A 22590-nucleotide genomic window follows, 5' to 3' on the forward strand; every position below is an offset into this window, starting at 1 on the left:
CCGCTGCCTGACGCATCGCAAGCCGTTCCCGTCGCCTTCACGGAACGCGATCTCCATTTCATGAAGCTGGCCCAGGCCGCTGCCGAAGAGGCACGCGCGGCCGGCGAAGTGCCTGTGGGCGCAGTGCTGGTCCGCGGCGACGAAGTCATCGCGAAAGGCTTCAATCATCCGATCGCTGCACACGACCCATCCGCGCATGCCGAGATGGTCGCGCTGCGCGCTGCCGCACAGGCGCTCGAAAATTACCGCTTGCCCGGCTGCGAGCTGTACGTGACGCTCGAGCCTTGTCTGATGTGCGCCGGCGCCATCATGCATGCGCGCATCGCGCGGGTCGTGTTCGGCGCCCGCGATCCCAAGACGGGCGCGTGTGGCAGCGTGGTGGACGCGTTCGCCAATCCGCAGCTCAATCATCACACCACGGTGGTGGGCGGTGCGCTGGAGAGCGAGTGCGCCGCGGCGCTCAAGTCTTTCTTTGCCGAGCGGCGGCGCGCGTTGCGCGCAGCCCGGGAGGCGGCCCGCGGCGAACCCCCGGCAGCCGAACCACTCTAAGAACCATCACCCTCCTCACTGGCGATCATGATTGCCCATCGCACTTTCGAACTGATTGCGCCTTCGGGCTATCCACATGACGCGGAGGCGATTCGCCGTGCGCTGCATCGGTTGCACGCGCAAGGACATCGCGTCGAGGGCGTCAACGCAACCGAGCGCCGCTTTCAGCGCTTTGCCGGCACCGACGGCGAGCGTGCCGCCGAGCTGAACCGGCTGGCCGATCCGTCACGCAAGCTGCCGGATGTCGTGCTCGCGGTGCGCGGCGGTTACGGCGCCGTGCGTATCCTGCACGGGCTCGACTACGAGGGCCTGCAACGCCGGCTGACCGACCAGCCCGTCGCGCTGGTCGGTCACAGCGATTTCACGGCGATCCAGTTGGCGCTGCTCTCGCGAGCCGGGCTGAAGACGTTCGGCGGCCCGATGCTGCTGGGCGATTTCGGCGCGGAGGAACTCAGCGAATTCACCATGCAGCACTTCTGGAACGCGCTGACCAAGCCGGCTTTCACCGTCACGGCAAGCGCGCCCCAGGTGCAGAGCGTCGACGTCAGCGGCATGCTGTGGGGCGGCAATCTGGCCGTGTTGGCCTCGCTGGTCGGTACGCCTTATATGCCGCCGGTCGAGGGCGGCATCCTGTTTGTCGAGGACATCAACGAACAGCCGTTCAGGATGGAACGGATGCTGTATCAACTGCATCAGGCGGGCATCCTCGAGCGGCAGCAGGCTCTGCTGATCGGCGACTTGTCCGAGGGTAAGCCGTTCGAGTATGACAACGGCTACGATCTGAATGCGATGATCGAGCACGTGCGCTCGGTGATCGGTATTCCTGTGATCACGGGATTGCAGTTCGGCCATATTCCTAATCTGTTGACGTTGCCTGTCGGGGCGGACGCGCATCTCGTCTCCGATGCGCATGGCTTTAAGCTGACCGTGTCCGGCTATCCGCACCTCAGATAACGAGGGGAGCGGAGAAGGGGAGAAGCGGGCGTTGCCCGCTTTTTTTGTGACTGCAAACGCAACTAGCGGCCAGATTTGGCAAGCCTCGAGGAACACCAGAGCGGCGTTAGTGACATGGATTTTGTTGACAAAATAGCTCAGAAAAAAGGTGGGCGATCTGCATGAATTCTCGCCACGACTGAGCCCGGCGGCCATCTACGGGAAAATGCAGCCACGCGCCTCGGTGTGTCGAACCACGATTGTCGAAAATTCAATATTGAAATTGTTGACAATCATTGTGTCCATTCTAAGATGGGCAACATAACGGAACGCACATCATGTCGACCCTCTCCTTAGCCACCTCGAATGGTTCTAAACCCGACGCGATTGCCGAGCGCATTCGTGCCGCGATCCTCGAGCATCGGTTGGCGCCTGGGGCCAAACTGACTGAAGCGCAGTTGTGCGAAGTATTCGGCGTCAAGCGCGGCCCGATCCGCCAGGCGCTCGCGATACTTGCGACAGACCGGCTCGTCGATCTCGAGCCGAACCGCGGCGCTTTCGTCGCGAGTCCGTCGCTGCAGGAGGTCCATGAGGTGTTCGAGATGCGCCGCATCATCGAGCTGGCGGTAGTGGAACGGATCTGCTCCGGGCATGGACCGCGCCGCCTGAAGCATCTTGGCAGCATGATCGGCCGCGAGCGCAAGGCATTTGAAACACGCGATTTTTCGGCCTGGATCCGGCTTTCGGGTGAGTTCCATACCGAGCTGGCGTCGCTCACGGGCAATACTGTCTTGTGCGACTGCCTGAACGGACTGGTTGCGCGCTCAACCCTGATTTCGGCTTTGTACGAGTCGTTGGGCCGCAGCCCATGCTCGTTCGAAGACCACGAAGCAATTCTTGCCGCGCTCGACGCCGGCGATGCGAAGGAGGCGGCGGCCCTGATGTCGCGCCATCTGCAAAGCGTCGAACTGAAGATGCTGGACCGGCCGGCACGCGGCGCAGCGGATCTGCACGAAGTGTTCGGTACGTCGCCGGTACAAGCGGCGTCTTGATTGACCCTGCCGCGTGCGTCGCTCGACGCGCGCAAGCGCACGCAAGCAATACGCTCGTAATGAATGCGCGCATGTGCGCGCAGCACTGAATGTGAACTGACGAATCATCGCAAACCGGCGGTGTGGCGAAATTCGCCCGCACGGCCTGCATGCGGCCGTCCTCATGGACCATGCATGAGCGAGAACGCTTCGGCGCAAGGACGCGGCTAGTGGCGAAGCGATAACAAAAAGTGCTTAGTTGTGCAGATGAGTGTACGGCTAGGGACAGAGACAACCGCGGTGCCGTCATGCCTGCAAGATCCATCCCGACCGGGAAGGGGCTGCGCGTGACGGATGCAGTGCCCGTCGATGCGCAATCGCCAGTCCCTACACCCAAGGAGCAGTCATGGCCCAGTTCAGTGCAGCACCGCATAATCCCGCTATTCCCGCCAATCCAGGCTTCAGCGGCGAAGGCTCTTCGGGAGATCCCGATGTGCCCGCCGGCTACAGCGAACGCCTCTATAACGAAGATCTAGCACCGCTGCGCCACCAGACGTGGAGCGCCTACAACATTTTTGCGTTCTGGATGTCGGATGTGCACAGCGTCGGCGGTTACGTATTCGCCGGTAGTCTGTTCGCCCTTGGCCTCACCAGTTGGCAGGTGCTGATCGCGCTACTGGTCGGCATTTCCATCGTCAACGTGTTGTGCAATCTGATCGCGAGGCCGAGCCAGCAGAACGGCGTGCCTTATCCGGTCACGTGCCGCGCAACTTTCGGCGTGCTCGGCGCGAACATTCCAGCCGTGATTCGCGGCCTGATCGCCGTTGCGTGGTACGGGATTCAGACCTACCTCGCGTCGAGCGCGCTGGTGATCGTCGTGCTCAAGTTCTTCCCCCAATTGCTACCCTATGCGGACGTGCACCGGCATGGCCTGATGGGCCTTTCCGCGCTCGGCTGGGGTGGTTTCATGTTGCTGTGGGTGCTGCAGGCACTGGTGTTCTGGCACGGCATGGAGACGATCAAGAAGTTTATCGATTTCGCCGGCCCGGCCGTGTACGTGGTGATGTTCATCCTCGCGGGCTATATGGTGTGGCGCGCCGGCTGGCAAAACATCGGCATCAACCTTGGCGGCGTCAAATATCACGGGCTCGGCGTCGTGCCGGTGATGATCACGGCGATCTCGCTGGTGGTGTCCTATTTCTCGGGGCCGATGCTGAATTTTGGCGACTTCTCGCGCTACGGCAAGAGCTTTAGCAGCGTCAAGCGGGGCAATTTCTGGGGCCTGCCGGTCAACTTCCTGGCTTTCTCGCTGGTGACCGTGGTGACGACCGCCGCCACGCTGCCCGTGTTCGGCCAGTTGATCACGGACCCGGTGGAAACGGTCGGCCGGATCGACTATCCGAGCGCGGTGATTCTCGGCGCGCTGACCTTTACGATTGCGACGATCGGGATCAATATCGTGGCTAACTTCGTCTCGCCGGCCTTCGACTTCTCGAACGTCGCGCCGCGCCTAATCAGTTGGCGCATGGGCGGGATGCTGGCGGCAGTCGCATCGGTTTTCATCACGCCGTGGAACCTGTTCAACAACCCAGCGGTGATTCACTACACGCTCGACGTGCTCGGGAGCTTCATCGGACCTTTGTATGGTGTCCTGATCGTCGATTTCTACCTCGTGAAACGACAAAAAATTGTGCTGGACGATCTTTACACCGTCTCCGAAACGGGGACGTACTGGTACCGCAACGGCGTGAACTACAAGGCCGTCGCCGCCTTGTTGCCTGCGGCGCTGATCGCGGTGATCTGCGTGATGGTGCCGGCGCTGGACGGCATGGCGAATTTCTCGTGGTTTATCGGCGCCGCGCTTGGTGCCGTGTTCTACCGCATGCTGACCCTGCGCTGACTTTCCGCCAGGCAGGCCGCAACAGGAGCTCGAGATGCGTATCAAACTGATCAACCCGAACACGACGCAGCGGATGACCGATGCGATGGGGCGCTGTGCAAGGGAGGTGGTCGCCCCCGGCACCGAGGTGATCGCGGTCAGCCCGACCATGGGGCCGCCGTCGATCGAAGGCTATTACGACGAAGCGCTCGCCACCCCAGGTTTGCTCGCGGAGGTTGCCGCGGGCGAGCGTGACGGCTGCGACGGCTACGTGATTGCCTGCTTCGGCGACCCCGGGTTGTACGCGGCCCGCGAACTGGCGCGAGGGCCGGTGATCGGCATTGCAGAAGCGGCGATGCACATGGCGAGCGTGCTGGCCCCGTCGTTTTCGGTGGTCACGACGCTCTCGCGGACCTGCGGCATGGCCTGGCATCTGGCCGAGCGCTACGGCATGACGCGGTTCTGCAACAACGTGCGCGCGACCGACGTGGCCGTGCTCGAACTCGACCAGCCCGGCTCGGACGCCCGCCGGATCATTCTCGACGAGTGCCGCCGGGCGCTCGACGAGGACGGCTCGGAGGCGATCGTGCTGGGTTGCGCGGGGATGGCCGAGCTGTGCGCGCGGATTCAGGCCGAACTGGGCGTGCCGGTGGTCGAAGGCGTGAGCGCGGCGGTGAAATGGGTGGAGGCGCTGGTCACGTTGCGGTTGGGCACGGCCAAGCGCGGCGACTACGCGCGGCCGCTCCTGAAGCGCTATGACGGCGCCTTCGAAGCGTTTAGTCCGACGGAGGCGCATGCGGTCCGGCCGCCGTCGCGCTTCGGACTTTAAAAAGCCGGGTAAACACCAGCTAAGCGCCAACCAGGCGCCAATCCACCGAGGCCGGAACCCCCCGCCGGCCGGCCCCGCACATACATCCCGTCTGACACGCACTATCTGGCCGGGTGTATGGGCGCACCCGGGCGTTTTCGCTACACTGGCTCCACCAGACGCTGGGCGACTCAAAGGGCATTGCCGGCAGTTTCCGCCCGCGTCGGTGCGAGATTCAGGCGCGTTTCAGGTTTCTTCACCCCGTTTTTGTCACCACGCATTCGTCAAACCATGCCACTCGACTCGAACTATCCACGCGATCTGATCGGCTACGGTCGTCACCCGGTGCAGGCAAACTGGCCCGGACAGGCGCGCGTCGCGGTGCAATTCGTGCTCAATTATGAAGAGGGCGGCGAAAACTGCGTGCTGCACGGCGACCCGGGCTCGGAGCAGTTCCTTTCGGAGATCGTCGGCGCGGCTGCCTATCCGGCGCGCCACATGAGCATGGAGTCGATCTACGAATACGGCTCGCGCGCCGGTGTCTGGCGCATCCTGCGCGAATTCGAAAGGCGCGGCCTGCCGTTGACGGTATTCGGCGTCGGCATGGCCATCGAACGTCATCCGGATCTCGCCCGCGCGTTTGTCGAACTGGGCCATGAGATCGCCTGCCACGGCTACCGCTGGATTCACTACCAGGACGCCTCGCCGGAGCAAGAGGCGGAACACATGCGCCTCGGCATGGCGGCGATCGAACGCGTGACCGGCGAGCGGCCGCTCGGCTGGTACACCGGCCGCGACAGTCCCAATACCCATCGCCTCGTCGCCGAGTACGGCGGCTTTCTGTACGATTCGGATTACTACGGTGACGACCTGCCGTTCTGGATGGACGTCGAAGTCAGCGGCGGCGCGAAGACGCCGCAACTGATCGTGCCTTACACGCTCGACACCAACGACATGCGCTTTGCGAGCCCGCAAGGCTTCAATACCGCCGATCACTTCTTCACCTACCTGCGCGACGCGTTCGACGTGCTCTACGAAGAGGGCGACGAAGCGCCGAAGATGCTCTCGATCGGCATGCACTGCCGTCTGCTGGGCCGCCCGGGCCGTTTCCGCGCGCTGCAGCGCTTCCTTGACCATATCGAACAGCACGATCGCGTCTGGGTGACGCGGCGCGTCGACATTGCACGGCACTGGCGCGAACACCATCCTTACCAGCAAAACAACCGCGAGGCTGCGGCATGAAGGCGATGCAATACACTCTGGATCAACTGAACCGCATCTCGACCGACGCCTTCGTCGCGGCGCTGTCGGGCATTTTCGAGCATTCGCCGTGGGTCGCGGAGGTCGCGGCCGGGCAGCGTCCCTTCGCGAGCATCGACGCACTGCATCGCACGATGTCCAACATCGTCGAGACCGCCGGCGAGGCGAAGCAGCTCGCGCTGATCAATGCCCACCCGGAGCTGGCCGGCAAGGCCGCCGTGCGCGGCGAATTGACAGCGGAGTCGACCCGCGAGCAAAGCGGCGCGGGCCTGTCGCAATGTACTCAGGCGGAGTTCGACAAGCTGGTCGCACTGAACGCCGCGTATCGCGAGAAATTCGGTTTCCCGTTCATCCTCGCGGTGCGCGGTTATGACCGCCACGGCATCATCGCCAACTTCGAAGCACGCGTGAACAACAGCCGCGCCGACGAATTGCGCGCGAGCCTCGACCAGATCTACCGTATCGCACGCTTCAGGCTCGACGACCTGATCGACGCGTAAGCGCGCGTCAACATCAGCGACCACGCGCGAGCATTCGTGCATGGCGTGACTCTCGAAACGAAGCGTTTTTTTGCACTATCAGACAGGAAGGAAGACAACGATGGCACTCCCGATTCTCGACCCCAACGCACCGGATTTCACGCGCCGCTATGTGAACCTGGCGGACCCGCGTCTCGGCGCGCAGGCGCTCGAGGCTAGCGACGATTTCTTCGCGCCGAAGGAACGGATGCTGAATCCGGAACCCGCCGTTTTCATTCCGGGCAAGTACGACGATCACGGCAAGTGGATGGACGGCTGGGAAACGCGCCGCAAACGCACGACTGGTTACGACTGGTGCGTGGTGAAGCTGGCGCGTCCGGGCGTCATCAAGGGGCTCGACCTCGATACGAGTCACTTTACGGGTAACTTCCCGCCAGCGGCTTCGGTGGAAGCGGCGCGGATCGTGGACGGCCAGCCGAGTCAGTCGACCCAGTGGACCGAAATCGTCCCGTCGACCACGCTGCAGGGCAATAGCCACCACTATCACGAAGTCCGCGACACCAACGCTTACACGCACCTGCGCGTCAACATCTACCCGGACGGCGGCATTGCCCGTCTGCGTGTCTACGGCCAGCCGCAAGTGGACTGGGCCGGCGCGAGCCGCACCGAGCAGTTCGATCTGGCGGCAATGGAGAACGGCGCGTATCTGGTCGCCGCGAACAACCAGCACTTCGGCGCGGCGTCGACCATCCTGATGCCGGGCCGTGGCGTGAACATGGGCGACGGCTGGGAAACGCGCCGCCGTCGCGAGCCGGGCAACGACTGGGCGATCGTCGCTTTGGCGCAACCGGGTGTGATCAAAAAGATCGAAGTGGATACCGCGCACTTCAAGGGCAACTATCCGGACCGCTGCTCGATCCAGGCCGCCTACGTGACGGGCGGCACCGACAGCTCGCTGATCACGCAAGCCATGTTCTGGCCGGTGCTGCTGGACGAACAGAAACTGCAGATGGACAAGCAGCATTACTTCGAAAGCGAAGTGGTGGCGCTCGGTCCAGTGACGCATGTGCGCTTTAACATCATTCCGGATGGCGGGGTTTCGCGTCTGCGTCTGTGGGGTACGCTCGCATAATGAAAACGCTCGCCATCGAACCGTTGACCAGAGAAGCGTTCGCCCCGTTCGGCGACGTGATCGAACTCGAAGGCGCGAAGCAGATTCCGATCAACCTCGGTACGACGATCCGCTATCACGATCTCGCGAAAGTGGACGTCACGGACGAGGGCGGCCGCACGTTGGTGAACCTGTTTCGTGGTCAGCCGCGCGTGCTGCCGTTCGAGGTGAAGATGCTCGAACGCCATCCGCTTGGCAGCCAGGCATTTGTGCCGCTGAACGACAAGCCTTACCTCGTGGTGGTGGCGCCGGCCGGCGAACTCGATCCAGCGCAGGTTCGTGCGTTCGTCACGAGCGGCTGGCAAGGCGTGAACTACGCGAAGGGCGTGTGGCACCATCCGCTGATCGCGCTCGGCGAGGTGAGCGATTTCATCGTGGTGGATCGCGGCGGCGATGGGCTCAATCTCAACGAGCAGGACCTTGCGGAGTCGCTGTGGTTGACTGAGGATGCGTTGAGCGCGGTGATGGTTTGATCGTGTAGCGTGTGACGCGCCGGTTGCGAGCAGGTTAGTCGCAGGTAGAACGAAGCGCCCGGGGCATTTGCCTTGGGCGTTTTTTATTGAGTGTCAGCTTTTCGTGCGCCCGCGTTTACCAAGTAGCGGCGACTGTCCGATGATTTCGCGTGACCGTTCCGGAGGCTCTGGCGCGGAAAAACCGGCTGCTTCGATCACGGGCATGAGGCTCTTGAACTGAATGCTTTTCTTCGGGGTGCGAAGCGACTCCATGCCATCGTTCCATGCGTGCAGCATCTGTTTTGCTACCCCGCGCCATTGCGGCTCGTTTTTTGCTGCCTCGATTAGTTCGTTGCCGACTGCTACCGCAGAGTCGCATAAGGCCTCCACCATCGCCCTATATTTTGGTGGTGCGATGCCGACCCGGGCGTTGAAAAAGCGCTCAAGCGCTTTGCCTGCCGCCCATGTTTTACGGCCATCGACCGGCAATCCGGGAGGATTTGCCGCGAAGCGCGGATAGGCTTGCGTGGTCACTATGTCATAGACCGGCGTGAACGCGACATCGTCGACAGACGTATAGAAAAGAGCAATGTTCTTGGTGTGGCAATCCGCGTTACGGACCAGATAGTTGCTGAGCAGATGCCAGCCTAATTGTTCCAGCTGTTGCCGCATGCTGTTCCGGTCTAGCAAATAGGCTTTCGCGACATTAAGCACTTTCTCTGTAGTCGAGTTGTATTTCTCATGTGGCGGTAGGCCGAGCAATCCGCACATGTCCTCGACACCGTGGACCGGAAAGCCTTCCTCGTTCACGTCGAAACGTTCGACGACAAGTGCCCGGCCATCGTCGGACATCTGTGTACGTGCTACGGGCGCCACACCGAGACGTTCGAGCACGCGCATCGAATAGAACTCGTTGAACCCGAGGAACGGCGTATTCTCGTCCGAACCTTTGACAATGTATCGGCTTGTTCGAATTGTGGGTTTGCCAAGCGGACCGTCGAAGGCGGGGCGGTCAGTGGAGCTTCTTTGCGGAGCAATGAATTTGGGCACAGCGCCCGAGATGGCGGCACGCGCATAATCGCGAACCAGCGCGGCGAAATGCTCTACCGTGTTGTCGCCATGAATGACATCTTTGACATCCAATGCCTGCAACTCGGTTCCGGGCGCGACGCCTTCGGGTGTCACGGTAACACGTCCGATCCCCATTGCACCGACTACCGCGAGCAGCGACAGGTCGGTGCCGTCGAGCAAGGGGCCAAATTGTTCCCGAATCAGGCTCAGCAAATAGCCTTCGGGCAGATTCTGACGAAAGAACGGATGCAGGTCGCGTGGCCAGCGCCATGCTTCCTGACGCACGGGCATCGTCAGACTGACGAAATCGTTGGGGGCTGCGTCCCGCTCATATTGAAGGACATAGTCATCGCGCTCACGAAAGAGCGTGGCAACCTTCCTGCCTTGAACCTGAACATCGAGCTTCATTGGTTAGGCCCTGGCGCTGCGCGTTGCTCGGCAAGAATGTCTTCAAGCGTCCGGCCATGGCCGTGCGCAATAACCTTGAGATCGTAGCCTGCCGCCTCGAGTAAGCGCACGAGTACGGATACGCTCATGTCATTTTTCGCGAGCGTTTCCATTCGTGCGACTGTAGTGCGTGCAACGCCGGCGCGCCGTGCCAGTTCCTCCTGTGACAGGCTGGCTTCGCGACGCACCTCCTTCAACATGTCCGAGACATCGGCGAGGGTGGTCATTTTGTGGCTCCAAGGCATCAGAATCCGGGAATTGGATGTTTATTGTAGCCCAGAAGGCACAAAATGCTGATTCAATTTTGTATCTCAAGGGCTACAAAAAATCGCAAAAATCGGATTTTTGTAGCCCTTGAGATACAATTTGCACGTGTCTTGATGCTCTCGTCGTAAAGCTACATTTGCCGGCCGTCACCTTGACGGGAGCAGCGGTTAAAAGCACTGCCCCGCATAACGAAAAACGGGTTTCCCGCTCGCGCGAAAAACCCGCTCCACACCTGCTCCCAACCAACCACACCGGCCGACTGCCGCAACGGCCAGCCTTAACCAATTACTTCAGCGCCCCACCCTGAAACCACGCCGCAATCTTCTGGCGCTCGTCATCGGTCATATGCGTCACGTTCCCCAACGGCATCGCCTTCAGCGTGACCGCCTGCTGATACAGACGCTGCGCATTCTGCGAGATCTCATCCGGCGTATCGAACATCACCCCCGACGGTGCGCTGCCCATCAAGGTCGGATGCGCGGAGTGGCACGCGGCGCAACGCTGCTGCAGGATCGGCGCAATGTCGGCGACCTTCAGCGCCGGCGCATTGGCGGCTTCCGCCTGCGGCACGACCGGTTTCGGCATGGTCCAGAAGAGGGCGCCGAACATCAGCGCGATCCCGGCCAGCGGCAGATACCAGAGCACCTGGCCACGATGGCGCATCACAAAGAACTGACGAATCAGTGCGCCCGCCATCATGATCATCGCGAGCACGAGCCAGTTGTACTGGTTCGTGTAGGTCATCGCATAGTGGTTCGACAGCATCGCGAATACCACCGGCAGCGTGAAGTACGTGTTGTGCACCGAACGCTGCTTGCCGCGCTTGCCGTAGATCGGATTCGGCGTGTCGCCTTTCAGCATCGCGTCGACCATCTTGCGCTGACCGGGAATGATCACGAAGAACACGTTGGCCGACATGATCGTCGCGAGCATCGCGCCGACAATCAGATACGCCGCACGGCCGGCGAAGATGTGGCACGCAAGCCATGCCGCGATCAGCACATAGACGCCGACGCAGATGCCGAGCACCTTGTCCTTGTTGCCCAGCACGCGGCACAGCGAGTCGTAGACGATCCAGCCGGCGGCAAGGAAGCCGAGCGCGGATGCAATGGCGACCACCGGACCCATGTCCATCACGTTCTTGTCGATCAGATACGTGCTCGGCGAGAACAGATACAGCACTGTGAACAGACTCGCGCCCGACAGCCACGTGGTGTAGGACGGCCACTTGGACCAGTGCAGGTCGTCCGGCATTTCCGGCGGCGCGACCGTGTACTTCTGCATGTTGTAGAAGCCGCCGCCGTGCACGTGCCACAGTTCGCCGAACACGCCGCGTTTGCGCTGGTTCGGGTCCGTTGGCGGTTTCAGGCTGTTGTCGAGCGCGACGAAATAGAACGATTCGCCGATCCAGGCAATCGCGGCGATGACGTGGAACCAGCGCAATGCGAGGTTCAGCCAGTCGGTGATAAAGCCTTCCATGAAACTCCTCCACTTCTGATTCGTTGTGTGCCCGGTGGGCGGCGGCTCGATTCCGGGTTCAATGGCGACCCAGCTTGTCGGCGCTGCCGCGCGCCACTCGCGCAAACTGCTGTTAGGGGACGCTGTGCGCTCAGTTCGCACGGCGCCGTATTGTGGTTATCGGTTGTTCGACTCGACTCGACTCGACTCGACGGGGCGGAGCGCGGGTCATCGCGATAAGTCACAGGCCCGGTGGCTCGCATTCGACTGCGCTTCGCAGGTGTCTCCATGCATCTGCGAAATGCAGCGGTGGCGAAGCCGGTGAGGCGTGAGCCCGGTTCGGTCTCCATCCTGTGCCTCGCGTTGCCCTGGTTGCCTCTTAGCTGCCCCGATAGGTGCTGTACGACCACGGCGACACCAGCAGCGGCACGTGATAGTGCGCACCGGCATCGGCCACGCCAAAGCGCAGCACGACGCGATCGACGAAACGCGGCTCCGGCACCTTGGTGCCGATCGAGGCGAAGTAGTCGCCGGCGCCGAACACGAGTTCGTATTCGCCGGCGACCAGGGCGTCGCCTTCGAGCAGCGGCTGGTCGCAGCGGCCGTCGTCATTGGTGAGGGTGGTTTTCAGCGCCCGGCGGGTATCGCCGGAGAGCGCGAAGAGTTCGACCTTGATGCCCGCGCCGGGACGGCCGTTGGCGGTGTCGAGCACATGGGTAGTGAGCTTTCCCATTCGCAATTTTCCTTATGTGAATGCGAGGTTTCGGCGGCGGCCCGATCCAGAATACGTTGCGGCGGATCGAGGCTCCACGTCAGTGGCTACATACCCGTCGGCGAATTGAAGCGAGCGCCGTGGCAGCCATTGTAGAAAGGATGTTCCCGTCAGCGGACGAGCGATAAGAAAGATAATAGCTGGCGCATGACAGCCTGCTGAAAGTCTCATGGCCATGCGGCGCAAACCCCCGCTGCACGGCCGTGAGCGGTGGATGACCAGGTGCTTCGATCGTACCGGTGTCAAAAAGAACCACTATATCGGCGGCGTGAACCCGGGTATCGCAACGGCGTGAGTTGTCAGGGTTATTTTGACCGTCGAAGGTTACGCCTGTGCGCAGCAGCAATGCCGCGCACCCCGAAGACGGCGTAGTACGCTGGGTAACCGGGCCAACGGCGTTCGAACGGACGCGGCGGCACGGCAGCGTGTGCGCCACATCGCGTTCGAACGACTTTGCACACCGCCGGTAGCGATGCCTTGACGGCACCACTGGTACGGCCCCGTCGTGACATCCGGCCAGCAAGGCGGGTTGTCACGGCAGCAATCAAGCGGAGAAAGACGAATGACGATGGAGCAGCAAGCAGGTCAAGGTGCCGGCGCGCCCCCGGGCAAGCTCGGCAAAACGATGCTGGTCAAGCATGCGGACGTGCTGGTCACGATGGACGGCGCCCGGCGCGAACTGCGCGACGGCGGTCTGTACATCGAAGGCAACCGGATCGTCGCGGTTGGCCCGACGGCGGAGCTGCCGCAAACGGCCGACGAAGTGCTGGATATGCGTGGTCACCTAGTGATTCCGGGTCTGATCAATACGCACCACCATATGTACCAGAGCCTGACGCGGGCGATTCCGGCCGCGCAGGACGCGGAGCTGTTCGGCTGGCTGACCAGCCTCTATAAGGTGTGGGCGAATCTCACGCCGGAGATGATCGAGGTCTCGACGCTGACCGCGATGGCGGAACTGCTGCTGTCGGGCTGCACGACTTCGAGCGACCATTTGTATATCTACCCGAACGGTAGCCGGCTCGACGACAGTATTGCCGCAGCGCGCCGGATCGGCATGCGCTTTCATGCGGCCCGCGGCAGCATGAGCGTGGGGCAGAAGGACGGCGGCTTGCCGCCGGACTCGGTGGTGGAGCGTGAATCGGACATCCTGCGGGACACGCAGCGCCTGATCGAGACGTATCACGACGAGGGACGTTACGCGATGCTGCGCGTGGTGGTCGCGCCGTGTTCGCCGTTTTCGGTGAGCCGCGATCTGATGCGGGAATCGGCGGTGCTGGCGCGCCAGTATGGCGTGTCGCTGCACACGCACCTGGCCGAGAACGTCAACGACATCGCTTATAGCCGCGAGAAGTTCGGCATGACGCCGGCGGAGTATGCGGAAGACCTGGGCTGGGTGGGCCACGACGTCTGGCATGCCCACTGCGTACAACTGGACGACGCCGGGATTGAGTTATTCGCACGCACCGGCACGGGTGTCGCGCATTGCCCTTGCTCGAACATGCGCCTCGCCTCGGGCATCGCGCCGGTCAAGCGGATGCGTCTTGCCGGCGTCCCGGTGGGTCTGGGCGTCGACGGTTCGGCCTCGAACGACGGCGCGCAGATGGTCGCTGAAGTGCGTCAGGCGCTATTGCTGCAGCGGGTCGGTTTCGGTCCCGATGCGATGACCGCACGCGAGGCGCTGGAAATGGCGACGTTGGGCGGCGCGAAGGTGCTCAACCGCGACGATATCGGCGCACTGGCGCCGGGCATGGCAGCCGACTTCGTGTCGTTCGACCTGCGCCAGCCGTTGTTTGCCGGCGCCTTGCACGATCCGGTCGCCGCGCTGGTGTTCTGTGCGCCGTCGCAGGTGTCGTATAGCGTGATTGGCGGGGAGGTGGTGGTGAAGGACGGGCAGTTGTCGAGAGTCGAGTTGGGTTCGGTGATCGAGCAGCACAACAGGTTGGCGAAAGCGTTATATCAAGCTGCGGCGTGACCGGGCTGGCGTAAAGCGGTCTGTGAAAGCTTGTCGCAAGCGTCGCTGCCGCGGCTGCCGGCATGGTTGTTTTCAGGAAGCCATGCCGGCAGCCCGCTCACGTGAAGCGATGCGGGCCCGCCTGGCTTAAGGCGTGTCGATCAAGGTCCTGGTCGCTTCGGCGACGAGGCCTCGCAACCAGCGCACTTCATCGGAGTAATGCACGCGCTCGTGCCACAACTGGTAGTACTGCATCGGCGGGAAATCGAGCGGCGCGGGCACCACGGTCAGAGGCAGGAATTTCGCGTAGTAGTCCGCAAACAGCCGCGTCGTCGTGAAGATCAGATCCGACTTGATCAGCACATACGGTGCGAGGTTGAAGTACGGCAGCGTGACGACAACATGGCGCTTGAGGCGCTCGCGCGCGAGGTGCACGTCGATCGCGCCGCGTTGGCCCACCGAATAAGGAGTAGGCGCAAGATGCGGAGCATTCAGATACTGGTCGAGCGTCAACCCGCCGCGCTTGGCGAACGGATGCGCGTTGCTCATCAGGCAGACGATCTGGTCGACGAAGAGGTTCGACAGATGCAGTTGCTCCGGCGGCTCGGGCCAGTTGCCGACCACGATGTCGAGCTTGCCGTCCTCGAGCGCCAGTTCATAGTCGAACGCCGGCCCGAGCGAATGAAATTCAAGCGTCGCGTTGGGCGCGGCCTGGCGGAAGCGCTCCACGACCGTCGGCACGAACAGCACGTTCAGATAGTCCGGGCAGCCGATCCGGTAGCAGCGGATCGAAGTGGCCGGATCGAAATTGTGCTGCTGGAACTTGATGCGTTCGATTTCGCGCAGGGCGTTTTGTACCGGTTCGAGCAGACGCAGTCCGTACTCGGTCGGGACCATGCCGGACTTGCCGCGCACCAGCAGCGGGTCGCCGGTGATGTCGCGCAGACGCCGCAGCGCCGCGCTGATGGCGGGCTGCGACTGATTGAGTTTGACGGCTGCGCGCGTCACGCTGCGCTCCATCAACAGGGTGTGCAAGACGCGCAATAAGTATGTGTCGATCGCCTCGCGTTGCTGGCTCATGACTTCTCCGAAATATATGTTGTGGCTGATCGAACGGGCATTGGGGTATATGACTTTTAATATGAACACAAAGATGCGTCAAGAGCGGGATACCCGCACAGCACGTGCTGGCGCGGGTTTGCGGGAATTTTGGCGGCTCGACTGAGAGGGTCGAATTAGGTATTGTCATTTCGCTAAGGCGTAGGCATGGCGCATTCGTCCGGGGCGCGCCGCCTCGTTGCAACAGGCAGTCATTGGTGTATTACGGAAACTCATGGGCGATTCTTCTTCTTATCACGACGCCGCCGCGCATCCCGCAGGCGGGCCGGCGCTCGTGCCGCGCCTCGAACTGGCGGGCATCAGCAAGCAATATCCGGCCGTCAAGGCGAATGACGACGTGACGCTGGTCGTCGCGCCCGGCGAAATTCACGCCGTGCTCGGCGAAAACGGCGCGGGCAAGAGCACGTTGATGAAGATCATCTACGGTGCGGTGCGCCCCGACGCCGGCGAGATCCGCTGGGAAGGGCAAGCGGTCGAAATCGCGAGCCCGGCCGCTGCCCGCAAGCTCGGTATCGGCATGGTGTTTCAGCATTTCTCGCTGTTCGAGACGCTGACGGTGGGCGAGAACATCGCGCTCGCGCTCGACGAACCGTTCGATCTGAAGACGCTGGCGAGGCGCATTCGCGAAGTGTCGGCCGATTACGGACTCGATATCGATCCGCAGCGCCATGTGCACAGCCTCACGGTGGGCGAGCGGCAGCGCGTCGAGATCGTGCGCTGCCTGCTGCAGAACCCGCGTCTGCTGATCATGGACGAACCGACTTCGGTGCTCACGCCGCAAGCGGTGCGCAAGCTGTTCGAGACGCTGCGGCGGCTCGCGGCCGAGGGCTGCAGCATTCTCTACATCAGCCATAAGCTCGACGAAATCCAGGAACTGTGCGACACCGCCACCGTGATGCGCGGCGGCCGCGTGACCGGACAGGTGACGCCGCGCGAGGAGACGCACGCGTCGCTTGCGCAACTGATGGTCGGTCATTCGCTGCCGGACTACACGCGCCGCACCCATACGCCGGGGGACGTGCTGCTCGATGTGAAGCATCTGTCGGCTGCGAGCGACGATCCGTTCGGCACCTCGCTCGACGACGTGTCGTTCGGCGTGCATGCCGGCGAGATCTTCGGCATTGCCGGGGTTTCGGGCAACGGCCAGGCGGAGCTGCTGGCGGCGCTTTCCGGCGAGCAGCGCGGCGTGCGCGCCGATGCGATCACGATCTGCGGCAAGCCCGCGGGCAAGCTCGGCGCAGGCGGGCGCCGCGCGCTCGGCTTCGGCTTCGTGCCGGAGGAGCGGCTGGGCCGTGGCGCAGTGCCGGCCATGACGCTCGCGGAAAACGCGCTGCTGACCGGGCATCGCCAGAAGATGGTGCGCTCCGGCTGGATCAAGGCCGGTGCGATGCGCAGCTTCGCAAAAAAATGCATCGATGCGTTCGACGTGCGTTGCGGCGGTACCGAAGCGCTCGCGCAAAGCCTCTCGGGCGGCAATCTGCAGAAGTACATCGTAGGACGCGAGATTCTGCAGGCGCCGAAAGTGCTGGTGGTCGCGCAGCCCACCTGGGGCGTCGACGTCGGGGCCGCGGCGTTTATTCGCCAGCAGTTGCTGGACCTGTCGGCACGCGGCGTTGCGATTCTGGTGATTTCCGAAGAGCTTGAAGAGCTGTTCGATATCTGCGACCGCATCGCGGTGCTGGCGCGCGGCCGGTTGTCGCCCGTGCGCGTCACCGGCGACACCAATGCCGAGGAGATCGGCAGATGGATGGCGGGCCTGTTTGGCGGCCGGGAAGAGGGCGCGGCGCCTTCGCCTGAAGAGCCGGCGCATGCGTGAGCGGGCCTGAGCCTGCCTGAGACTACTCGGCAAACGCAGGCTTCGCCCAACCACCAACCAGTCAGCGCCCGACAATCGCCCGGCACCGAACACCCGAAACCACACACATAACAGCTTCACGCTCCAACTTACGGCCACACGCAGACTTATGATCTTTCCGTACCGACTCGAAGCCCGTACCGCGCCTTCGCGCCCGATGCAGCTCGCCGTGCCGCTGATCGCCGCGCTGCTCACGCTCGTGCTTGGCTTCCTGATTTTTGGCCTCGTCGGCCGCGATCCGCTGGAGGCGATGCACGCGTTCTTTATCGAACCGCTCTCCGATGTGAACGGCTGGTCCGAACTGCTGCTCAAAGCGTCGCCGTTGTGCCTGATCGGCCTCGGCCTCGCCATCGGCTATCGGGCCAACGTCTGGAACATCGGCGCCGAAGGACAAATGCTGCTCGGCGGGATTGCGGCAAGCGGTGTCGCGATCTATTTCGATCAGGCAAGCGGCTGGTGGATTCTGCCGACCATGATGCTGGCGGGGATCGCCGGCGGCATGGTGTGGGCGGCGATCCCCGCGTTTCTGAAGAGCCGCTACAACACCAATGAGATCCTGACGAGCCTGATGCTCACCTACGTGGCGACGCAATTGCTGATCTATCTGGTGAGCGGTCCGTGGCGCGATCCGCAGGGCATGAACTTCCCGCTCTCCGAGATGTTCAGCGGCGATGCCCTATACCCGACGTTCTCCGGCGACTGGCACTGGAAATTCCTGCGCGGCACGCGTCTGAATGCGTCGATCTTCATCACCCTCGCGGCGATTCCGCTGGTGTGGCTGTTCATGCGCAAGAGCTTCGCCGGCTTCCGCATGAACGTGGGCGGCCTCGCGCCGCTCGCCGCGCGCTATGCCGGCTTCTCGGACAAGAAGACCATCTGGACGTCGCTCCTCATCAGCGGCGGTCTCGCGGGGCTGGCCGGCATGGGCGAAATCGCCGGTCCGATCGGCCAGTTGCAGGCGACCTGGTCGCCGGGTTACGGCTTCACTGCGATCATCGTCGTGTTCGTGGGCCGGCTGCATCCAATCGGCATCGTGCTGGCGAGCTTGCTGATGGCGCTGCTGTATCTGGGCGGCGAAGCGGTGCAGACCTCGATGCAATTGCCGCAGGCGCTCTCCGGCGTGTTCCAGGGGTTGCTGCTGTTCTGTCTGCTCGGCGCCGACCTGTTTGTGAACTACCGCGTGCGCCGCCGGACTGCCGCGGCCCATGTGGCCAACTGAAGCCCACTGATTTTCCCCGACCTGGTCTTATGGATATTCAACAAGCTAGCGCGCTGACATCGAGCGCCGTCACCGCCGCCATTCCGCTGATGTTTGCGGGTGTGGGCGAACTCGTCACCGAGAAATCGGGGGTCCTAAATCTTGGCGTGGAAGGCATGATGCTGATGGGCGCAGTGAGCGGCTACGCAGTCACGGCGATTACCGGCGAGCCGTGGCTCGGCGTGCTTGCGTCGATTGCGGCGGGGCTCGCCATGTCGCTGCTGTTCGGCTTCCTCACGCTGACCATGCTGGCCAATCAGGTGGCCACCGGTCTTTCGCTGACGATTTTCGGCATCGGGCTGTCGGCTTATGTCGGCAAGCCGTATACGTCGGCGGCCGTGCGCGCCTCGATCGACGTGTGGGCGATTCCGCTGCTCTCGAAGATTCCGGTGCTCGGCGCGGCTTTCTTCAGTCTGACGCCGCTCGATTACCTCGCCTTCATCATGTTCGCCGTGGTCGGCTGGTTTTTGTACCGGACCCGTGCGGGCCTCGTGCTGCGCTCGGTCGGCGAGTCGCCGCAGGTGGCGCACTCGGTGGGTTTTCCGGTGATCGGCGTGCGTTACGGCGCGGTCGCGTTCGGCGGCGGCATGGCGGGTCTGGCGGGCGGCTACTACTCGATCGTCAATCTGCATCTGTGGCAGGAGCAGCTCACTTCGGGCCGCGGCTGGATCGCGCTCGCGCTGGTGGTGTTCTCGACATGGCGCCCGGGGCGTCTGATGATCGGCGCATTGCTGTTTGGCGCGGTGACCGGCCTGCAGTTTTATGCCCAGGCGATCGGCGTGCCGGTGCCGACGCAGTTTCTCGCGATGCTGCCGTACGTCGCGACGATCGTCGTGCTGGTGTTGATCTCGCGCAATCCGAATACCATCCGTCTGAACGCGCCGGCGTCGCTTGGCAAGCCGTTCTTTGCCGCGGGATAGCGGGGCCGCGCAGTCAGGCGTCAGATTCACATCCTATGCAACATGCACAAGCCGGTTACGTGGCTTAGCCACACGGTTTGAACGATTCAATCACACGACAGGAGAAAACATGAAGAGAAGAAATCTGCTGACCGCCGCGGCGCTGGGGGCCGTCTCGCTCGGCCTGGGCGTCACGCTGTCGCAAACCGCGCAGGCTGCAGACGTGCCCGGCGTCGCATTCGTCTACCTCGGCAACCCGGGGGACGCCGGCTGGACCTACGCGCACGATCAGGGCTCGAAGGAAGTCGAAGCGAAGTTCGGCAACAAGATCAAGATCACGCGCATCGAGAACGTGCCGGAATCGGCCGACTCGGAGCGCGTGTTCCGCGATCTGGCGAACAAGGGCAACAAGATCATCATCGGTTCGAGCTTTGGCTACCAGGATTTCGAACTGAAGGTGGCGAAAGATTTCCCGGACACGGTGTTCCTGCACGCGACCGGCTACAAGAAGGCGCCGAACTTCGGCACCTATGACGTGCGGATGTATCAGGGCGCGTATCTCGCCGGCGTCGCCGCGGGCTATGTGACGAAGACCAACACGCTGGGCTTTGTCGCCTCGGTGCCGATTCCCGAGGTGATTCGCAACATCAACGCCTACACGCTCGGCGCGCGCTCGGTGAATCCGAAGATCCATACCAAGGTCATCTGGATCAATAGCTGGTTCGATCCGGGCAAGGAAAAGCAGGCGGCGGAAACGCTGATCGGCCAGGGCGCCGACGTGCTGCTGCAGAACACCGATTCGAGCGCGACGCTGGCCACGGCTTCGGAAAAGCACGTGCATGCGTTCGGCTGGGATTCGGACATGAAGAAGTTCGGCCCTGATGCGCACCTGGGTTCGGTGGTCGGCAACTGGGGCGTGTATTACACCGCGGTGGTCCAGCAGGTGCTGGACGGCAAGTGGAAGAACGACCCGGTGTGGTGGGGCATTCCGCAGAAGGCAGTCGGCCTCGACGACCTGAACACCTCGGCGATCCCGGCCAACGCGCTGAAGGATGTCGCGGCGAAGCGCGACCAGATCGCAAGCGGCAAATGGGATGTGTTCACCGGACCGATCAAGGATCAGGCGGGCGAGGTGAAGGTGCCGGCCGCCAAGACCCTGGCCGATCCGGAACTGCAGCGGCTGAACTGGTATGTAGAGGGCGTGGACGGCGCGCTGCCGAAGTGATCGCCATGCGCGCGGGCTGATGTCGCTTGCGTCCGCTTGATGTCTGTTTGATGCCTGCTTGACGCCGGGTGCGGAAGTGGGCCTCGGCGGCATAGCGCGGCGGCTCCTCGGCACGGCGCGGCGGGTTGGCGCGAACAATCGACCAGGCGGCGGTTGCAGAACCGCTGCTTTAAGGGCTGCGTCCTCGCGGACGCAGCTTTTTTTCGTTTTTGCCGCCTGTGCTTATTCGATTCGCAAACCGACCTTGATGGTCACCTGCCAATGCACGACCTTGTCGTCCTCAATCTGGCCCCGCGTTTCGGTCACTTCGAACCAATGCAGATTGCGCAGGGTCTTCGATGCTTTTTCAATCGCGGTGCGGATCGCATCGTCGCTCGACTTGGTCGAGGAGCCGGTCAACTCGATCTGCTTGTAGACATGGTCTTTCATCATGTTCTCCTCCTTCTTCTTCAGGTGTGTGAAAAAAGTATAGGCAATCGCGCGTCATGCGCGCCGCCGGGTCATGGTGGACATCGCATGTCCGGTATCTCCTGATGCAGGGCTGCCGGTATGATCGGCAGCGGGGTTCCGCACGAGTGGCGGCCCCAATGTGCCAATACAACGTGATTACGAGGCAATCAGAGTGGAAATTGGTTTTTGCGGCCCGGGCCTGATGGGCGCGCCGATGATTCGGCATCTGCTGCGCGCGGGACACGCCGTGCACGTCTGGAATCGCACGCGGGCCAAGGCCGAGGCGTTAGTCGAGGCGGGCGCGCAGATGGTCGATACGCCGCGCGAACTGGCCGCGCGCGTCGAGGTGGTGCTGCTGTGCGTGGCGGATGCGGCTGCGGTCGAGGAGGTGGTGTTCAGCGCGGCCGGTTTGCTGGGCGGTGAGGGCGGGAGCGGCGGGAGCAGCGAGGACAGCGAGGACAGCGAGGACAGCGGCGAGGGCCATCAGATCCATGGCGAAAGTCGCATCACAAGCGGCAGCGCCGGCAGCAGCAACGCCGCTGCGAAGCGCCTGCGCTTGATCGTCGATCACTCGAGCATTCCGCCTGCGGCCACGCGCGCCCTCGCGCAGCGCGCGGCGGCCGTCGGCGTGGGCTGGGTCGATGCCCCCGTTTCCGGCGGTGTGGCGGGCGCAGTGGCCGGCACGCTGGCTGTGATGGCAGGCGGCACAGCGGCGGATGTCGCAGCCGTCACGCCATTGCTCACCGCCTATGCCGCGCGCGTGACTCACATGGGCGCAGCCGGCGCGGGCCAGACCGCCAAACTGTGCAATCAGGCCATCGTCACTTCGACCGTTGCCGCCATCGCCGAGGCCGTGAGTCTCGCGCAGCGCAGCGGCATCGACGCCACCCGGTTGACCGAGGCGCTCGCCGGCGGCTGGGCCGATTCGGTGCTGCTGCAAACCTTCGTGCCGCGCATGACGCAGGCCGGCCTGCCGCCGATCGGCGCCTTCCGGACCTTCCAGAAAGATGTCGACACGGTCGCGGCGACGGCATGGGAAACCGGCACGCCGATGCCAGTCTCGGCCACCGTGCAGCAACTGCTGCGACTGGGTGTTGCAATGGGGCTCGCGGAGGCGGATCTGTCGGCATTTATCGATGTCTTGCAGACGCCGCGTGGCGCCAGCGGACCGGCTAATGGCGGGTAATGTTGGGTAATGGGCAGATGAATGGCAGATGAAGCGCGGCCGAACCGGCGTTGCAGGAAATCAAGGC

The 22590-nt window shown here is 62.9% G+C and carries 21 protein-coding genes; 15 read left to right on the forward strand and 6 right to left on the reverse strand.

The window, feature by feature from the left end; translation table 11 throughout:
- The first annotated feature begins 3 nt into the window (after positions 1-3).
- The 9 genes from tadA (at position 4) to AC1ECK_RS11910 (ending at position 8583) form a co-directional block, all read left to right on the forward strand.
- On the forward strand, positions 4-549 hold the full coding sequence (gene tadA, locus AC1ECK_RS11870; RefSeq protein ID WP_480319460.1) for a tRNA adenosine(34) deaminase TadA: 546 nt from the start codon (positions 4-6) through the stop codon (positions 547-549).
- A gap of 27 nt (positions 550-576) precedes the next feature.
- Entirely contained in the window at positions 577-1503 is a 927-nt protein-coding gene (gene ldcA / locus AC1ECK_RS11875; protein ID WP_480319158.1) for a muramoyltetrapeptide carboxypeptidase, read from the forward strand.
- 317 nt (positions 1504-1820) lie between these two features.
- Positions 1821-2534 (forward strand): GntR family transcriptional regulator, encoded by a 714-nt coding sequence (locus AC1ECK_RS11880; RefSeq protein WP_480319160.1) that lies wholly within the window; start codon positions 1821-1823, stop codon positions 2532-2534.
- 385 nt (positions 2535-2919) lie between these two features.
- A complete protein-coding gene (locus AC1ECK_RS11885) occupies positions 2920-4413 on the forward strand; it encodes an NCS1 family nucleobase:cation symporter-1 (protein ID WP_480319162.1) in 1494 nt (497 codons plus the stop codon).
- A gap of 34 nt (positions 4414-4447) precedes the next feature.
- Complete coding sequence (locus AC1ECK_RS11890; RefSeq protein WP_480319164.1) at positions 4448-5221, forward strand: aspartate/glutamate racemase family protein; 774 nt, start codon at positions 4448-4450, stop codon at positions 5219-5221.
- Between the two features lie 270 nt (positions 5222-5491).
- On the forward strand, positions 5492-6442 hold the full coding sequence (puuE, locus tag AC1ECK_RS11895) for an allantoinase PuuE (protein ID WP_480319166.1): 951 nt from the start codon (positions 5492-5494) through the stop codon (positions 6440-6442).
- Positions 6439-6960: a 2-oxo-4-hydroxy-4-carboxy-5-ureidoimidazoline decarboxylase gene (uraD, locus tag AC1ECK_RS11900; protein WP_480319168.1), complete on the forward strand. Its 522-nt coding sequence runs from the start codon at positions 6439-6441 to the stop codon at positions 6958-6960. Before puuE ends, uraD begins: the two co-directional genes overlap by 4 nt.
- 100 nt (positions 6961-7060) lie before the next feature.
- A complete protein-coding gene (gene alc / locus AC1ECK_RS11905; protein WP_480319170.1) occupies positions 7061-8071 on the forward strand; it encodes an allantoicase in 1011 nt (336 codons plus the stop codon).
- A complete protein-coding gene (locus AC1ECK_RS11910) occupies positions 8071-8583 on the forward strand; it encodes an ureidoglycolate lyase (RefSeq protein WP_480319173.1) in 513 nt (170 codons plus the stop codon). Before alc ends, AC1ECK_RS11910 begins: the two co-directional genes overlap by 1 nt.
- Before the next feature lie 93 nt (positions 8584-8676).
- Here AC1ECK_RS11910 and AC1ECK_RS11915 read toward each other — a convergent pair whose 3' ends face one another.
- From AC1ECK_RS11915 to uraH, 4 genes are all read right to left on the reverse strand, one after another.
- Positions 8677-10041, reverse strand: a complete 1365-nt coding sequence (locus AC1ECK_RS11915) for a type II toxin-antitoxin system HipA family toxin (RefSeq protein WP_480319175.1) — start codon at positions 10039-10041, stop codon at positions 8677-8679.
- Complete coding sequence (locus AC1ECK_RS11920; protein WP_480319178.1) at positions 10038-10307, reverse strand: helix-turn-helix transcriptional regulator; 270 nt, start codon at positions 10305-10307, stop codon at positions 10038-10040. The genes AC1ECK_RS11915 and AC1ECK_RS11920 overlap by 4 nt, the downstream gene beginning before the upstream one ends.
- A 325-nt stretch (positions 10308-10632) precedes the next feature.
- Positions 10633-11826, reverse strand: a complete 1194-nt coding sequence (locus tag AC1ECK_RS11925; protein WP_480319181.1) for a urate hydroxylase PuuD — start codon at positions 11824-11826, stop codon at positions 10633-10635.
- Positions 11827-12184: 358 nt separating this feature from the next.
- Entirely contained in the window at positions 12185-12538 is a 354-nt protein-coding gene (uraH, locus tag AC1ECK_RS11930) for a hydroxyisourate hydrolase (RefSeq protein ID WP_090686492.1), read from the reverse strand.
- Positions 12539-13139: 601 nt separating this feature from the next.
- Between uraH and AC1ECK_RS11935 the strand changes: the two genes are divergently transcribed.
- Positions 13140-14552 (forward strand): 8-oxoguanine deaminase, encoded by a 1413-nt coding sequence (locus AC1ECK_RS11935; RefSeq protein ID WP_480319184.1) that lies wholly within the window; start codon positions 13140-13142, stop codon positions 14550-14552.
- A 126-nt stretch (positions 14553-14678) separates the two neighbouring features.
- Here AC1ECK_RS11935 and AC1ECK_RS11940 read toward each other — a convergent pair whose 3' ends face one another.
- On the reverse strand, positions 14679-15611 hold the full coding sequence (locus tag AC1ECK_RS11940) for a LysR substrate-binding domain-containing protein (RefSeq protein WP_480319186.1): 933 nt from the start codon (positions 15609-15611) through the stop codon (positions 14679-14681).
- 253 nt (positions 15612-15864) lie between these two features.
- Here AC1ECK_RS11940 and AC1ECK_RS11945 point away from each other — a divergent pair, with 253 nt between their 5' ends.
- The 4 genes from AC1ECK_RS11945 (at position 15865) to AC1ECK_RS11960 (ending at position 20887) form a co-directional block, all read left to right on the forward strand.
- Positions 15865-17466 (forward strand): ABC transporter ATP-binding protein, encoded by a 1602-nt coding sequence (locus AC1ECK_RS11945; protein ID WP_480319188.1) that lies wholly within the window; start codon positions 15865-15867, stop codon positions 17464-17466.
- Positions 17467-17614: 148 nt separating this feature from the next.
- On the forward strand, positions 17615-18724 hold the full coding sequence (locus AC1ECK_RS11950) for an ABC transporter permease (RefSeq protein ID WP_480319191.1): 1110 nt from the start codon (positions 17615-17617) through the stop codon (positions 18722-18724).
- Positions 18725-18753: 29 nt separating this feature from the next.
- Positions 18754-19683, forward strand: coding sequence for an ABC transporter permease (locus AC1ECK_RS11955; protein WP_480319193.1), 930 nt, complete (start codon positions 18754-18756; stop codon positions 19681-19683).
- Between the two features lie 109 nt (positions 19684-19792).
- Positions 19793-20887 carry a BMP family ABC transporter substrate-binding protein gene (locus AC1ECK_RS11960; protein WP_480319195.1) on the forward strand — a complete coding sequence of 365 codons (1095 nt, stop codon included), beginning with the start codon at positions 19793-19795 and terminating at the stop codon, positions 20885-20887.
- A 222-nt stretch (positions 20888-21109) separates the two neighbouring features.
- Here the strand turns inward: AC1ECK_RS11960 and AC1ECK_RS11965 are convergent, their stop codons facing one another.
- A complete protein-coding gene (locus AC1ECK_RS11965; RefSeq protein WP_480319461.1) occupies positions 21110-21316 on the reverse strand; it encodes a dodecin in 207 nt (68 codons plus the stop codon).
- A gap of 193 nt (positions 21317-21509) precedes the next feature.
- On the opposite strand from AC1ECK_RS11965, the gene AC1ECK_RS11970 reads away from it, so the two are divergent.
- Positions 21510-22523, forward strand: a complete 1014-nt coding sequence (locus AC1ECK_RS11970) for an NAD(P)-dependent oxidoreductase (RefSeq protein ID WP_480319197.1) — start codon at positions 21510-21512, stop codon at positions 22521-22523.
- Positions 22524-22590 lie beyond the last annotated feature (67 nt).

The organism is Paraburkholderia sp. SSBN10T (genome assembly GCF_056619545.1).